Origin of the sequence: Pseudomonas sp. AN-B15, from assembly GCF_019056475.1 — a bacterium.
GTDB classification, from domain to species: Bacteria; Pseudomonadota; Gammaproteobacteria; order Pseudomonadales; family Pseudomonadaceae; genus Aquipseudomonas; species Aquipseudomonas parakoreensis.
Genome location: NZ_CP049737.1, coordinates 1,866,589 through 1,879,779, shown reverse-complemented (window position 1 = coordinate 1,879,779; position 13,191 = coordinate 1,866,589). Strand labels below are relative to the sequence as shown.

Here is a 13,191-nt window from a genome sequence, read left to right as displayed (position 1 = left end):
TCCACACAAATTGTGGATAACCTTGTGAACAGAGCTGCATTTCAGCGCTGAGAGCCCCGTTTCATAAGGGCTTCGCTCAGATCGGGCGTTTTTTACTCACATAAAAAACCCAATATTTCATTGACTTGGCGGCTCAGGACGTCTACCCACGGTGGCCTCAATCTCTAGGACTGCTGTCAGCGGCATCCGTTCGCTCTGTTTACCTGCGCCATCCTTCAGATGCAACAACGCCCCGCATAAGCGAGGCGTTGTTGGCGAAGCCGTTACCGATGCCTGTTACTTGGCAGCGGCGTCTTCTTTGGCTGGATCCTTGATGGCCAGCAGTTCCAGGTCGAAGACCAGAACCGAGTTGGCCGGGATTGCCGGGCTTGGCGATTGCGCGCCGTAAGCCAGATCGCTAGGGATGTACAGTTTGTACTTCTCGCCAACGTGCATCAGTTGCAGACCTTCAACCCAACCCGGGATCACGCCGCTGACCGGCAGATCGATCGGGCTGCCACGTTCCACGGAGCTGTCGAACACGGTGCCGTTGGTCAGCTTGCCGGTGTAATGAACAGTCACTACGTCGGTCGGCTTGGGCTGCGGGCCGTCGGCTTTCTTGACCACTTCGTACTGCAGACCGGAAGCGGTGGTGGTAACGCCAGGCTTTTTGCCGTTTTCTTCGAGGAATTTCTTGCCGGCGGCTGCCGACTCTTCGCTCATCTTGGCCATACGCTCTTCGGCACGCTTTTGCAGCGCGGCGAAAGCTTCGACCAGTTCTTCGTCTTTCAGCTTCTGTTCTTTCTTGCCGACGGCATCTTCGATGCCCTGGGCTACCGCTTTGGAGTCCAGATCATCCATGCCTTCCTGAGCAAGGCTCTTGCCCATGTTCAGGCCGATACCGTAGGAAGCTTTTTGCGCCGGGGTTTTCAGCTCTACGCTGGTCTGCGAATCACAACCCGCGAGGACCAGGCTAACCAGGGCTACCGCCGCCGCCAACCGATGCTGTTTCATGCTATTTCCTTGTTCATGCGCCGAAAGGGCAATCGAGTAAAGCCGCGAGCTTATCAGGCCGCCACGACCAATGGCTACCGGCATGAGAGCAGGAAACGTCCGATAAGTTCAGGGATTAAAACGCATTCGAGCAAAGCGACGATGAAGCTTCTGTCATCTGGGCCTGACAAGGACTGACGAGACTTCCTACGACAGTTGGCGTAATGGCCACTTGCCGCACCTGCAGCAGCTGAGGCATAACAGCGCAACAACTCGACAAGGATGTTTATCTTGCGCCTCTTATTCCGTTTGCTGACTCTGATCGTGGTACTGCTGGGCCTGGTCCTGGCCGTGATTCTGTACTACGTCGCCAACCCGAAACTGCCCTTCTATACCCCCGCCCAACAGGTGCATTACCTGCAACAGTGGAGTGAGGAGGAGCGCCAGACTTACTATTTCACCCCGCAAGGGACGCAGGTCAAAGGCCTGCGCTATGAATGGTTCCAGGCGCTGGAGCTGCCCTTCTCGCAGCAGCGTTTCGCGTCCCCGGAATACCTCGCACGCTTCGGTTTTCTGGTTGATCCGCAGCAGAAAGCCACGCCGAACAATCCGGGCAATCTGCCGGTCGGTTTCGCGCGCCATCAGAACCCCGGCGGTACCGAGCAATACCTCGATATCACCTGCGCCGCCTGCCACACCGGCGAACTGCGCTTCAACGGCCAGGCCGTGCGGATCGACGGCGGGTCGGCGCAGCATGTTTTGCCTTCCAGCGTTCCTACATTGCGCGGTGGCAGTTTCGGGCAGGCATTGGTCGCCAGTCTGACGTCGACTTACTACAACCCGTGGAAATTCGAACGCTTCGCCAGAAATGTTCTGGGCGATGACTACGAGCCGCGCCGCGAGCAACTGCGCAAAGACGTCAAGCAATCGCTGAACACCTTCCTCAAAGTCGCCTGGAACGATACCCATCGCGGCCTCTACCCGACCGAGGAAGGCCCTGGACGCACCGATGCGTTCGGCCGCATTGCCAACGCCACCTTCGGCGACGCGATTTCCCCCGCCAACTACCGCGTGGCGAACGCCCCGGTCGACTACCCGCAACTGTGGGACATGTGGACCTTCGACTGGGTGCAGTGGAACGGCTCGGCGCAGCAACCGATGGCGCGCAACATCGGTGAAGCGTTGGGCGTCGGCGCCACGCTGAATTTCTTCGACAGCAACGGCCAGCCGCTGCAAGGCGATGCGCGTTATGCCTCGAGTGTGCGCGTACGCGATCTGCACACAATCGAGGAAACCCTGCAACGCCTGCAACCACCAGCCTGGCCGGAAGATGTCCTGGGCGCCATCGACAAACCGCTGGCCGCCAAGGGCCGCACGCTGTTTGCCGAGAACTGCGCCGGTTGCCACGTGCCGCGCAAGACTCAGGAAGGCGAGCGCTGGGTGCAGCACTTGCACATGTTGCCGGTGGAGGTGATCGGCACCGACCCGAATGCCGCGACCAATATTGCCACCCACCGTTTCGACCTGACCCCGCTGCAATGGGACCCGAAAGAACTCGAACAGATGGATGTGAAGTTGCATCCGACGCCCACCGAACCACTGGATCTGAGCCAGCTGTCGGTGGCCAAGGGCCTGGCCTACGTCACCGCGTTCGTCGAGAACCGTGCCTATCGCGAGGCCGGCGTCACCGCTGAGGAAAAGCCACAACTCGACGGCTTCGGCCTGCCGATCGGTGTGCGTGAAAAGGTTGCCTACAAGGCCAGGCCACTGGCCGGCGTCTGGGCCACCGCGCCGTTCCTGCACAACGGTTCGGTGCCAAGCCTTTATCAGTTGCTGTCGCCGCAGGATGAGCGCGCGACGACTTTCTATAAGGGTTCGTTCGAGTATGACCCGCGCCATCTGGGTTATCGCACCGAAGCCTTCACCAACGGCTTTTTGTTCGATACGCGAATCACCGGCAACCACAACAGCGGCCACGAGTTCCGCGCTGGCGAGCGCGGCAATGGGGTTATCGGCCGCCTGCTGCAACCGGAAGAACGCTGGGCCTTGCTGGAGTACCTGAAAGTATTGGGCGGGCCATTGGAGGCGCAACTGCCATGATGATCAACTCGTACAAAAAACCCTCCCTTCTCGCCCGCTTCTGGCTGTGGCTGGGGCGACTGCTGGGCAAAACCCTGCTGGCCCTGCTGATTGTCGGCCTGCTGGGCTGGGCGATCGCGAGCGCGTGGTTCATCTGGCAATACAGAGGTCCGGTGTCGGCGCAGGAACAGATTCCCGCCGGTGAAGCGGCCATGACCGAGGACGTGATCCAGACCGCCGTGCGTATCGTCGATCAACACCGCGAAGGCACACGCTACTTGCGCGATGCGCATGCCAAGGCACACGGTTGCGTAAAAGCCGAGGTCACGGTGTTGCCAGAACTGACGCCAGCGCTGCGCCAGGGTGTTTTCGGCGAACCGGGCAAAACCTGGCAGGCGCTGATTCGCTTGTCCAATGGCAACGCCTACCCGCAATTCGACAGCATCCGCGACGCCCGGGGAATGGCAATCAAGCTGCTCGATGTCCCCGGCAAGCAGCTGCTCGGCGACCTTCCGGTGCGCCGTGAACAAGACTTCGTGATGTTCAGCCATCCGAACTTCTTCGTCAGCGATGTCGCCGAGTACCGTCAAAATGTGGCTGCTCAGGCTGACGGCAAAAAAATCATGGCGTTTTTCCCCGGTTGGGATCCGCGCACCTGGCAGATCCGTCACCTGCTCATCGCCTTGGCGACTCTGTCACCGCCGCCGGACAGCCCGACCGCGACCACCTACTTTTCGGTATCGCCTTACAAATTTGGCGAGGCCAATGCCAAGTTTCGCGTTGCGCCGGATCCGGACAACTGCCCGACCTACACCCTGCCCGCACAAAATCACGACCTGCCGAATTTCCTGCGCAGCGCCTTGAACCAACAACTGTCGACAGATCGGGTACCGGCGTGTTTCGTGCTGCAGATTCAGCGCCAGGATGCGAACAAGTACATGCCGATCGAGGACACCAGCATCGAGTGGCGCGAGCAGGATTCAGCGTTCGAAACAGTGGCACGGATCACCCTGCCGGCGCAGGACTTCGACACGCCAGCGCTGAATCTGGCATGCGACAACCTGTCGTTCAATCCGTGGTTTGGTATCGAGGCGCATCGGCCGATTGGCGGGATCAATCGCTTGCGTAAAGCGGTGTATGAGGCGGTGAGCGATTATCGGCACAGTCGCAATGCCGAATAGTGAGAAGACGAGGAGATGATTTGTGGTGAGGGGATTTATCCCCGATGGGATGCGAAGCAGCCCCAGCTTCAAGACTATGGGCCTGCTGCGCAGGCCATCGGGGATAAATCCCCTCACCACACAGGCATTGCAGAAATTCTCAAATCGCAGACAGCAAAAAGCCCGCACTCGGCGGGCTTTCTGTGGTGACCTGGCGTTCAGTGGGTCCAGGTGACCGAATATGGCGCAGCGGACGGGACTCGAACCCGCGACCCCCGGCGTGACAGGCCGGTATTCTAACCGACTGAACTACCGCTGCGCGAAACGCTTGAAACGAATGGTGGGTGATGACGGGATCGAACCGCCGACATTCTGCTTGTAAGGCAGACGCTCTCCCAGCTGAGCTAATCACCCTTCGCTTCGTTACGGGGCGCATTATGCCACAAGTTTTCGTAATGTGTTGATTTAATTGAAGTTTTTTTCAAATAAATCCGAAAACCGGTGAAACGACACAAACCCGATGGAACAAGGTACAAACGTGAGACAGAAAAAAACCCGCTTCAGCGGGTTTTTCCGTGGTGACCTGGCGTTCAGTGGTCCAGGTTACCGAATATGGCGCAGCGGACGGGACTCGAACCCGCGACCCCCGGCGTGACAGGCCGGTATTCTAACCGACTGAACTACCGCTGCGCTAAACACTTGAAACGAATGGTGGGTGATGACGGGATCGAACCGCCGACATTCTGCTTGTAAGGCAGACGCTCTCCCAGCTGAGCTAATCACCCTTCGCTTCGGTGTGGCGCGCATTCTACGGAGCGACCCAACCTCTGGCAAGCACTTTTTTAATTAATTTTCTCAGGCCTTCCAAAGGCTTAGAGAAGGGTTGGCCTATGCCACGGCGAAGACAATAATGCCCCCCTTTGTATAAAGGAGAGACTCACCCCATGTGGTTCAAAAACCTGCTGATCTATCGCCTGACCCAAGACCTGCCTGTCGATGCCGAGGCGCTGGAAACTGCACTGGCCACCAAACTGGCGCGTCCATGTGCAAGCCAGGAGTTGACCACCTACGGTTTCGTCGCGCCGTTCGGCAAGGGCGAAGATGCGCCACTGGTGCACGTCAGCGGCGACTTCCTGCTGATCGCTGCACGTAAGGAAGAACGTATTCTGCCGGGCAGCGTCGTGCGCGACGCGGTCAAGGAAAAGGTCGAAGAGATCGAAGCCGAGCAAATGCGCAAGGTCTATAAGAAAGAACGCGATCAGATCAAGGATGAAATCATCCAGGCGTTCCTGCCGCGTGCCTTTATCCGTCGTTCGTCGACCTTCGCTGCCATCGCACCGAAACAGGGCCTGATCCTGGTGAACTCGGCCAGCCCGAAACGCGCCGAAGACCTGCTCTCCACAATGCGTGAAGTGCTCGGCACCCTGCCCGTGCGTCCGCTGACCGTGAAAACCGCGCCGACCGCGGTGATGACCGAGTGGGTCACCACCCAGCAAGCAGCACCGGACTTCTTCGTGCTGGACGAATGCGAGCTGCGCGACACCCACGAAGACGGTGGCATCGTGCGTTGCAAGCGTCAGGACCTGACCAGCGAAGAAATTCAGTTGCACTTGAGCACCGGCAAAGTCGTCACTCAGCTGTCGCTGGCCTGGCAAGACAAGCTGTCGTTCATGCTCGATGACAAGATGACCGTCAAACGCCTGAAGTTCGAAGACCTGCTGCAGGATCAGGCAGAACAGGACGGTGGCGACGAGGCCCTGGGCCAACTGGACGCCAGCTTCACCCTGATGATGCTGACTTTTGGCGACTTCCTGCCGGCGCTGGTGGAAGCGTTGGGCGGGGAAGAGACTCCGCAGGGGATCTAAACCTCTCTCCGGCGCCCTCCTTTATTGAGGGCGCCTGAAAAAGCAAAGATCGCAGCCTTCGGCAGCTCCTACATTTGGAATGTGTTTTCCTGTATGAGCTGCCGAAGGCTGCGATCTTTTTGCTGGCACCGTATGCTTAGCGTCCTAACGCTTTCACATAATAAGGAACACGCCATGCGAGCACTGGCTGCACTGAGCCGCTTTGTCGGCAACACTTTCGCTTACTGGGTTCTGATTTTCGCCGTGATCGCATTCCTGCAACCGGCGTGGTTTCTCGGTCTCAAGGGTGCGATCGTGCCGCTGCTGGGGCTGGTGATGTTCGGCATGGGTCTGACCCTCAAACTTGACGACTTTGCTGCCGTCGCCCGCCATCCGTGGCGTGTGGCTCTGGGCGTGGTCGCACATTTCGTGATCATGCCCGGTGTGGCGTGGTTGCTCTGCCAGATCTTCCATCTGCCACCGGAAATCGCCGTCGGGGTGATTCTGGTGGGCTGCTGCCCAAGCGGCACCTCCTCCAACGTCATGACCTGGCTGGCCCGCGGCGATCTGGCGCTGTCGGTGGCGATTGCTGCCGTCACCACCCTGCTCGCCCCGCTGCTGACCCCGGCGCTGATCTGGCTGCTGGCTTCGGCGTGGTTGCCGGTGTCGTTCATGGAGTTGTTCTGGTCAATCCTGCAAGTAGTGTTGCTGCCGATCGTGCTCGGCGTGGTCGCGCAACGCGTGCTCGGCGACAAGGTGCGCCACGCGGTGGACGTGTTGCCACTGGTGTCGGTGGTCAGCATCGTGATCATCGTCACCGCCGTGGTGGCCGCCAGCCAGGCGAAGATCGCCGAGTCCGGGCTGCTGATCATGGCCGTGGTGATGCTGCACAACAGCTTCGGCTACCTGCTGGGTTACTTCACCGGACGCCTGTTCAAGCTGCCACTGGCGCAGCGCAAGTCGCTGGCACTGGAAGTCGGCATGCAGAACTCGGGGTTGGGCGCGGCGTTGGCCAGTGCGCACTTCTCGCCGCTGGCGGCGGTGCCGAGCGCGCTGTTCAGCGTCTGGCACAACATTTCCGGGGCACTGCTCTCGACCTGGTTCCGGCGCATGAGCGAGAAGCAAGACCGTGAGGCGCTGGCGCAACAGCCGGCCGACTGACCGGGAAACTTGATCCCCGGATTAATGCTCGGCAGACTGTTGCGCTACGCGGGGACGACCCTGCGGCTCGATCGAGTTATCAATCTGGGGACGGCCCCGTCAATCGATGGAGGTCTCTCATGTCCTGGATCATTCTGTTTTTCGCCGGCCTGTTCGAAGTCGGCTGGGCCGTCGGCCTGAAATACACCGACGGCTTCACCCGCCCGCTCCCCACCGTCCTGACCGTGGCGGCCATGGCCATCAGCCTCGGCCTGCTGGGCCTGGCGATGAAGGAATTGCCGCTGGGTACAGCTTATGCGATCTGGACCGGAGTCGGCGCTGTCGGCACGGTGATTGCCGGGATCATGCTGTTTGGCGAGTCGATGGCGTTGATTCGGCTGGCCAGTGTGGCGTTGATCATTACCGGGTTGATTGGCCTTAAAGTAAGCGCTTAAGCCAATGGCCCCATCGCTGGCAAGCCAGCGATGGGGCCAGCACTATCACCGATTACCTGACGGCCCCGCGCAACGCCCCCACCAACCCCTGCAATTTCGCCGGCTCCGCCGCATCCACCGCCACCGCCGAACCAGCCACCAACGTCACCCGCGACCACAACCGCTTGAACAGCCCCTTGTTCGGATCGCGACTGAAGAAACTGCCCCACAACCCCTGCAACGCCAGCGGAATCACCGGCACCGGGGTTTCTTCGAGAATCCGCGTCAGCCCGCCCTTGAACTCGTTGATCTCGCCGTCAGTGGTCAACTTGCCTTCCGGGAAGATGCACACCAGCTCACCGTCCTTCAGATACTGGGCGATCCGGGTGAAGGCCTTTTCGTAGATCTGGATGTCTTCGTTGCGTCCGGCAATCGGAATCGTCCCCGCCGTGCGGAAGATAAAGTTCAGTACCGGCAGGTTGTAGATCTTGTAGTACATGACAAAGCGAATCGGCCGACGCACCGCGCCGCCAATCAGCAAGGCATCGACGAACGACACGTGGTTGCACACCAGCAATGCCGCGCCCTCGTCCGGGATCGCCTCGAGGTTGCGGTGCTCGACGCGGTACATGGAATGGCTGAGCAGCCAGATCATGAAACGCATGCTGAACTCGGGGACGATCTTGAAGATGTAGGCGTTGACGCCGATGTTCAGCAGCGACACCACCAGGAACAATTGCGGAATCGACAGTTTGACCACACTCAGCAACACGATCGAAACGATCGCCGACACCACCATGAACAGGGCGTTGAGAATATTGTTGGCGGCAATCACCCGCGCCCGCTCGTTCTCGGCGGTGCGCGACTGGATCAAGGCGTACAGCGGCACAATATAGAAGCCGCCAAAAATCCCGAGTCCGAGAATATCGACCAGCACCGCCCAGGTATGCGCAAAGCCCAGCACTTCGATCCAGCTGTGGCCGGTGACGCTTTCCGGGATTCCACCGGAATGCCACCACAGCAACAGGCCAAACACGGTCAGGCCGAACGAACCGAACGGCACCAGACCGATCTCGACCTTGCGCCCGGAGAGCTTCTCGCACAGCATCGAACCCAACGCAATGCCTACCGAGAACACCGTGAGAATCAGCGTCACCACGGTTTCGTCGCCGTGCATCCATTCCTTGGCGTAGGCCGGGATCTGCGTCAGGTAAATCGCCCCGACAAACCAGAACCACGAGTTGCCGACAATCGAGCGCGACACTGCAGGGGTCTGGCCCAGACCGAGTTTGAGGGTGGCCCAGGACTGGCTGAAGATGTTCCAGTTCAGGCGCATTTCCGGCGATGCCGCGGCAGCGCGTGGAATGCCGCGACTGGCGAGATAACCCAGCACGGCAATGCCGACAATCGCGGTCGACACCAGTGGCGCGTAATGGGTCGAGGACATAATGATGCCGGCGCCGATGGTCCCGGCGAGAATCGCCAGAAACGTGCCCATCTCCACCAGCCCGTTGCCGCCAACCAGTTCATCCTCACGCAATGCCTGCGGCAGGATCGAATACTTCACCGGCCCGAACAGCGCCGAATGCGTGCCCATGGCGAACAGCGCGACCAGCATCAGCGACAGGTGATCGAAGAGGAAACCGACCGATCCTACGGCCATGATCGCGATTTCCGCGAGTTTGATCAGACGGATCAGCGCGTCCTTGGCGAATTTTTCCCCGAACTGCCCGGCCAGCGCCGAGAACAGGAAGAACGGCAGGATAAACAGCAGCGCACACAGGTTGACCCAGATCGAACGGTCACCCTCGATGGTCAGCCGATACAGAATGGCGAGAATCAGCGACTGCTTGAACACGTTGTCATTGAACGCGCCCAGCGACTGCGTGATGAAAAACGGCAGGAAGCGCCGGGTGCGAAGCAGGTTGAACTGTGAGGGGTGACTCATCTTCCGTGTTTCCCTGAGGTCGGTAGAGAATGGCCTGGATCTGCTTATTGGAATCTCGATCGGCGCTCCAGGCCACACCTTACCTAAACTTTTCAGGTTATTTCTTCAAACCTGCAATACACGGCGAGACAAACAACTCACCGCGCCACGCGCCTTGCACGGTGCGTTTACCGACGATCAGCCACATCACTGCCAGCAACGCTACCAGCACGCAGTCCACCACACTGAAAAAACCCAGGTTTAGCGTGCTGGCAAGCTTGAGGGTTGCCAGCGAATACACGCCCAGCGGGAAGGTGAAGCCCCACCAGCCGAGGTTGAACGGGATGCCGTCACGCAGGTAACGCGCGGTGATCAGCAGTGCCATCAACATCCACCACAAGCCGAAGCCCCACAGGGTAATCCCGGCAATCAGCCCGAGGCCCGCAGCGATTTCACCGATGCCCGGCAGGCCGTTGGCGGCGAAGATCGCCGGTGCATCGCTACCCAGCAGCAACATGCCCAATGCACCGGTACCGATCGGGCCGAGGGCCAGCCAGCTCGAGGCGGCCATGTTTTCATGCGGCAGTTTATGCAAGGCCATGCGCAGCAACAGGATGGTCAGAATGCTGAACGCCACCGGCAGGGAGAATGCCCAAAGCACGTAGCTGGTGATCAGCACCACCAGTTGCGCGTGAGCATCGGCCAGATGCGGCGCGAGCAAACCGCCGCTGGCCGCCGCCACTTCCGCCGCCACCACCGGCAACAGCCAGACGGCGGTCATCTGGTCGATGCTGTGTTCCTGACGGGTAAACATCATGTACGGAATCAACACACCGCAGGCCAGCGACATCGCCACATCGAGCCACCACAGCACTTCGGCAAGATGAATCACCCCATCGCCCCAGCGTGGCAGACCAAACACCAGAAAACCGTTGATGATGGTCGCCAGGCCCATGGGGATGGTGCCGAAGAACATCGAAACAGTGGAATGGCCGAAGATCCGCCGCGCTTCATCGAAGAAGAGAACCCAGCGCGCGGCATAGGCAAAGGTAAACAGGGTGAACAACAGAATGTTGAACAGCCACAACCCTTCGGCCACCGCGTGCAACACGGGGATCGCCACCGGCAGTTGCGCCAGCGCCAGGGCCAGCACGCCGGTGCCCATGGTTGCGGCGAACCAGTTCGGGGTGAATTGTCGGATCGCTTCACGCGGATGCTGAAGCTGGCTGAACGGCTTGATACCGGGTTTGGCGGTGCTGGGGCAAATCATCATGAACTCCTGTCCTCAGGTGAGGTTGAGTCCATGGTAGAACCGAATCGAATATCTATATAACGGGTAATTTCTCTATCTGTTATCTACTTTGCAGATAAGCGTCTAGACACTGCCTTCGCTTTCGATCACCAGAATCCGCGCCGCGCCCTGCGGATGTGCCACGTGCTCGGTGCCGACCGAAGCGTAGAAAATGTCGCCGACCTCCAGCAGCACCTGCTTTTCCTCGCCCTGTTGGCGATAGTGCATCTGCACCCGCCCATCGAGCACCACGAACACTTCCTCACCGTCGTTGATGTGCCATTTGTACGGCTGATCGGTCCAGTGCAGGCGCGTGGTGATGCCGTTCATGCTGGCGATGTCCAGCGCGCCCCAGGCACGCTCGGCGGTGAACGACTTGCTGCGGATAATCTTCATCTGTCGATCCGTGAAAAGAAGGCCGGACAAAGGTAACTGAAACCACCGCGTTTATGGAGTGCTGCAAGCCTTGACTGCTTGCGGGCGCAGGCTGAGCAACAGCGCGGCGACGGCCAGGACGATCAATCCGGCGCCGTAGCCGTCGGTGGTCGTCAGCAATCCATAGGCGCGGGTCAAATGCCCGGCCAACAAGGCCGGCAGGCAGAACGCCAGATAACTCAGCGCGTAGTACGCCGACATCAAACCGGCCCTTTCATGCGGCGAAGCCAACGGCACCAGGCTGCGCACCGCGCCGAGGAAACCCGAACCAAAGCCGCACCCGGCGATCAGTGTGCCGAGGAAAAACAGCGCCAGACTGGCGCTGTGCACGCCAAGCAGAATCAGCAGCACGCCGACGGGCAGCAGACTGGCGCCGACTTGCAGGGCTTTGCCGGCGGGACGATTGCGCAAAGTGAAAATCATCACGGCACCGGTCACGGTCAGCGCCGAGACGGTCGCACCGCCGATCAGGTTCGACGTCGAGCCCGTGGCGGTGCGCACCAGCGACGGCGCCAGCGAGGCAAAAAAGCCGCCGAGGGCCCAGGTTGCGGTGTTCAGCGGTAGCACACGCCATAAGGTCGAACGCGCCTGAACCGGCACATGCAGGGTTGGCCGCAACGAAGCCCAGGCCCCGGCTTGCGGGGTGACGCTTTCCGGCAGACGCCAGAGAAACACCGCTTGCAACACAAACAGCGCCAGCAACAACCCGTAAGTCAGTTGCAACGGCGCCGGGGCGAATTCGGCCAGCAGGCCACAGCCCATGCTGCCCAGCGCCATGCCGAGCAACGGTGCGACGCTGTTGATCAACGGCCCTTGCTGGCGGTCGGTGTCGAGCAGTGTGGCGCTCAAAACAGCGGTGGCCATGCCGGTGGCAAAACCCTGCAGCACACGGGCGCTGATCAGCCAGGCAACACTGTCGGCGCTGATGAACAGCAGCATCGCCAGCGCGTTGAGCAGCACGGCAGTGAAAATCACCGGCTTGCGCCCCAGGTGATCGGACAGCGATCCGACCGTCAACAACGCCGCCAGCAGACTCAGCGCATACACGCCGAAAATCAGGGTCAGCACCGCTGCCGAGAAGTGCAGTTGATCCTGATACAGGTGATACAACGGCGTCGGCGCTGTGGAAGCGGCGAGGAAACTGAGTAAGGTGATCGCCAGGAAAATCAGGCTGCCACGGTTGGAAGCAAGGCTGGTCATGCGCACACTCCGCAAAAGCTAATTTTTTGCTTTTGCGGAGTGTGCGCTCGACTTTGGCTTAAAGCAAATTCTTTGTGTTAAGGTCTGGCGCATGGCTATTAAAGAAGGTTTACGCCCCGGTGGCCGCAGTGCCCGGGTGCAAGAGTCGATTCATTCGGCAGTCCGCGCACTTCTGCAAGAACAGGAGCGCAGCACCGTGACCGTCCCGCAAATCGCGGCGCGCGCCGGGGTCACGCCGTCGACGATCTATCGGCGCTGGGGTGATCTGGCAGCATTGCTCGCCGATGTCGCCCTCGCCCGCATGCGCCCGGACAGTGAACCGGCGGTGACCGGTGACCTGCGCGGTGATATCCGCGCCTGGGCCGAGCAATATCTGGACGAAATGAGTTCGGAGCCGGGGCGTAACATGATGCGCGACGTGCAGGCCAGCGCCACGCCCGGGTATTGCGTGACGATCATTGGCGCGCAGTTGCAGACCATCATCGAGCGTCACCCTGACGAGCCGGCGCCGAGCGTTGATCATCTGATCAATCTGGTGGTGGCCCCGGTGGTGTTCCGCATTCTGTTTTCGGCGGCGGCGCTGGAGGTGGATGAGCTGCATCGGTTGATCGATATCGCACTGCGACAGGACTGACGCTTTCGCTGGCAAGCCAGCTCCCACAGGGTCTGTGATGTTCACAAAATATGTGCCCACTGGAGTTCCTTGTGG

11 protein-coding genes and 4 tRNA genes are annotated in these 13,191 nt (G+C 60.0%); 6 read left to right on the top strand and 9 right to left on the bottom strand.

The window, feature by feature from the left end:
- Positions 1-276 precede the first annotated feature (276 nt).
- Entirely contained in the window at positions 277-993 is a 717-nt protein-coding gene (locus tag GTQ41_RS08685) for an FKBP-type peptidyl-prolyl cis-trans isomerase (RefSeq protein ID WP_007966725.1), read from the bottom strand.
- Positions 994-1,263: 270 nt separating this feature from the next.
- Between GTQ41_RS08685 and GTQ41_RS08680 the strand changes: the two genes are divergently transcribed.
- Positions 1,264-3,072, top strand: coding sequence for a di-heme-cytochrome C peroxidase (locus tag GTQ41_RS08680; protein WP_047292917.1), 1,809 nt, complete (start codon positions 1,264-1,266; stop codon positions 3,070-3,072).
- Positions 3,069-4,232: a catalase family protein gene (locus tag GTQ41_RS08675; protein ID WP_047292914.1), complete on the top strand. Its 1,164-nt coding sequence runs from the start codon at positions 3,069-3,071 to the stop codon at positions 4,230-4,232. The genes GTQ41_RS08680 and GTQ41_RS08675 overlap by 4 nt, the downstream gene beginning before the upstream one ends.
- A 221-nt stretch (positions 4,233-4,453) precedes the next feature.
- Here the strand turns inward: GTQ41_RS08675 and GTQ41_RS08670 are convergent.
- The 4 genes from GTQ41_RS08670 to GTQ41_RS08655 all read right to left on the bottom strand — a co-directional run bounded on the left by GTQ41_RS08670 (position 4,454) and on the right by GTQ41_RS08655 (position 4,996).
- Positions 4,454-4,530 (bottom strand) — tRNA-Asp (locus tag GTQ41_RS08670).
- Positions 4,531-4,549: 19 nt separating this feature from the next.
- A tRNA-Val gene (locus GTQ41_RS08665) sits at positions 4,550-4,625 on the bottom strand.
- A 199-nt stretch (positions 4,626-4,824) separates the two neighbouring features.
- A tRNA-Asp gene (locus tag GTQ41_RS08660) sits at positions 4,825-4,901 on the bottom strand.
- Positions 4,902-4,920: 19 nt separating this feature from the next.
- Positions 4,921-4,996 (bottom strand) — tRNA-Val (locus tag GTQ41_RS08655).
- A gap of 159 nt (positions 4,997-5,155) precedes the next feature.
- Between GTQ41_RS08655 and rdgC the strand changes: the two genes are divergently transcribed.
- From rdgC to sugE, 3 genes are all read left to right on the top strand, one after another.
- Complete coding sequence (rdgC, locus tag GTQ41_RS08650; protein WP_003223096.1) at positions 5,156-6,076, top strand: recombination-associated protein RdgC; 921 nt, start codon at positions 5,156-5,158, stop codon at positions 6,074-6,076.
- A gap of 174 nt (positions 6,077-6,250) precedes the next feature.
- A complete protein-coding gene (locus GTQ41_RS08645) occupies positions 6,251-7,216 on the top strand; it encodes a bile acid:sodium symporter family protein (RefSeq protein WP_047292912.1) in 966 nt (321 codons plus the stop codon).
- Positions 7,217-7,335: 119 nt separating this feature from the next.
- Positions 7,336-7,650: a quaternary ammonium compound efflux SMR transporter SugE gene (gene sugE, locus GTQ41_RS08640; RefSeq protein WP_047292910.1), complete on the top strand. Its 315-nt coding sequence runs from the start codon at positions 7,336-7,338 to the stop codon at positions 7,648-7,650.
- Positions 7,651-7,702: 52 nt separating this feature from the next.
- On the opposite strand, the gene GTQ41_RS08635 is transcribed toward sugE, so the two are convergent.
- The 4 genes from GTQ41_RS08635 to GTQ41_RS08620 all read right to left on the bottom strand — a co-directional run bounded on the left by GTQ41_RS08635 (position 7,703) and on the right by GTQ41_RS08620 (position 12,482).
- The gene (locus GTQ41_RS08635) at positions 7,703-9,577 is read right to left on the bottom strand and encodes an MFS transporter (RefSeq protein ID WP_047292908.1); all 1,875 of its coding nucleotides are present in this window, start codon (positions 9,575-9,577) and stop codon (positions 7,703-7,705) included.
- Between the two features lie 97 nt (positions 9,578-9,674).
- Positions 9,675-10,826 carry a TDT family transporter gene (locus tag GTQ41_RS08630; protein WP_047292906.1) on the bottom strand — a complete coding sequence of 384 codons (1,152 nt, stop codon included), beginning with the start codon at positions 10,824-10,826 and terminating at the stop codon, positions 9,675-9,677.
- A 105-nt stretch (positions 10,827-10,931) separates the two neighbouring features.
- Positions 10,932-11,243, bottom strand: coding sequence for a cupin domain-containing protein (locus GTQ41_RS08625; protein ID WP_047292904.1), 312 nt, complete (start codon positions 11,241-11,243; stop codon positions 10,932-10,934).
- 51 nt (positions 11,244-11,294) lie between these two features.
- Entirely contained in the window at positions 11,295-12,482 is a 1,188-nt protein-coding gene (locus GTQ41_RS08620; protein ID WP_047292902.1) for an MFS transporter, read from the bottom strand.
- Positions 12,483-12,573: 91 nt separating this feature from the next.
- On the opposite strand from GTQ41_RS08620, the gene GTQ41_RS08615 reads away from it, so the two are divergent.
- Positions 12,574-13,116 carry a TetR/AcrR family transcriptional regulator gene (locus GTQ41_RS08615; protein WP_047292900.1) on the top strand — a complete coding sequence of 181 codons (543 nt, stop codon included), beginning with the start codon at positions 12,574-12,576 and terminating at the stop codon, positions 13,114-13,116.
- The last annotated feature ends 75 nt before the right edge of the window (positions 13,117-13,191 follow it).

What these genes read in the sequence shown, in the direction of transcription:
- GTQ41_RS08625 (WP_047292904.1), bottom strand. Translation starts at nt 11,243, where the DNA reads ATGAAGATTATCCGCAGCAAGTCGTTCACCGCCGAGCGTGCCTGGGGC.
- GTQ41_RS08630 (WP_047292906.1), bottom strand. Translation starts at nt 10,826, where the DNA reads ATGATTTGCCCCAGCACCGCCAAACCCGGTATCAAGCCGTTCAGCCAG.
- GTQ41_RS08645 (WP_047292912.1), top strand. Translation starts at nt 6,251, where the DNA reads ATGCGAGCACTGGCTGCACTGAGCCGCTTTGTCGGCAACACTTTCGCT.
- GTQ41_RS08675 (WP_047292914.1), top strand. Translation starts at nt 3,069, where the DNA reads ATGATGATCAACTCGTACAAAAAACCCTCCCTTCTCGCCCGCTTCTGG.
- GTQ41_RS08620 (WP_047292902.1), bottom strand. Translation starts at nt 12,482, where the DNA reads ATGACCAGCCTTGCTTCCAACCGTGGCAGCCTGATTTTCCTGGCGATC.
- GTQ41_RS08615 (WP_047292900.1), top strand. Translation starts at nt 12,574, where the DNA reads ATGGCTATTAAAGAAGGTTTACGCCCCGGTGGCCGCAGTGCCCGGGTG.
- sugE (WP_047292910.1), top strand. Translation starts at nt 7,336, where the DNA reads ATGTCCTGGATCATTCTGTTTTTCGCCGGCCTGTTCGAAGTCGGCTGG.
- GTQ41_RS08635 (WP_047292908.1), bottom strand. Translation starts at nt 9,577, where the DNA reads ATGAGTCACCCCTCACAGTTCAACCTGCTTCGCACCCGGCGCTTCCTG.
- rdgC (WP_003223096.1), top strand. Translation starts at nt 5,156, where the DNA reads ATGTGGTTCAAAAACCTGCTGATCTATCGCCTGACCCAAGACCTGCCT.
- GTQ41_RS08685 (WP_007966725.1), bottom strand. Translation starts at nt 993, where the DNA reads ATGAAACAGCATCGGTTGGCGGCGGCGGTAGCCCTGGTTAGCCTGGTC.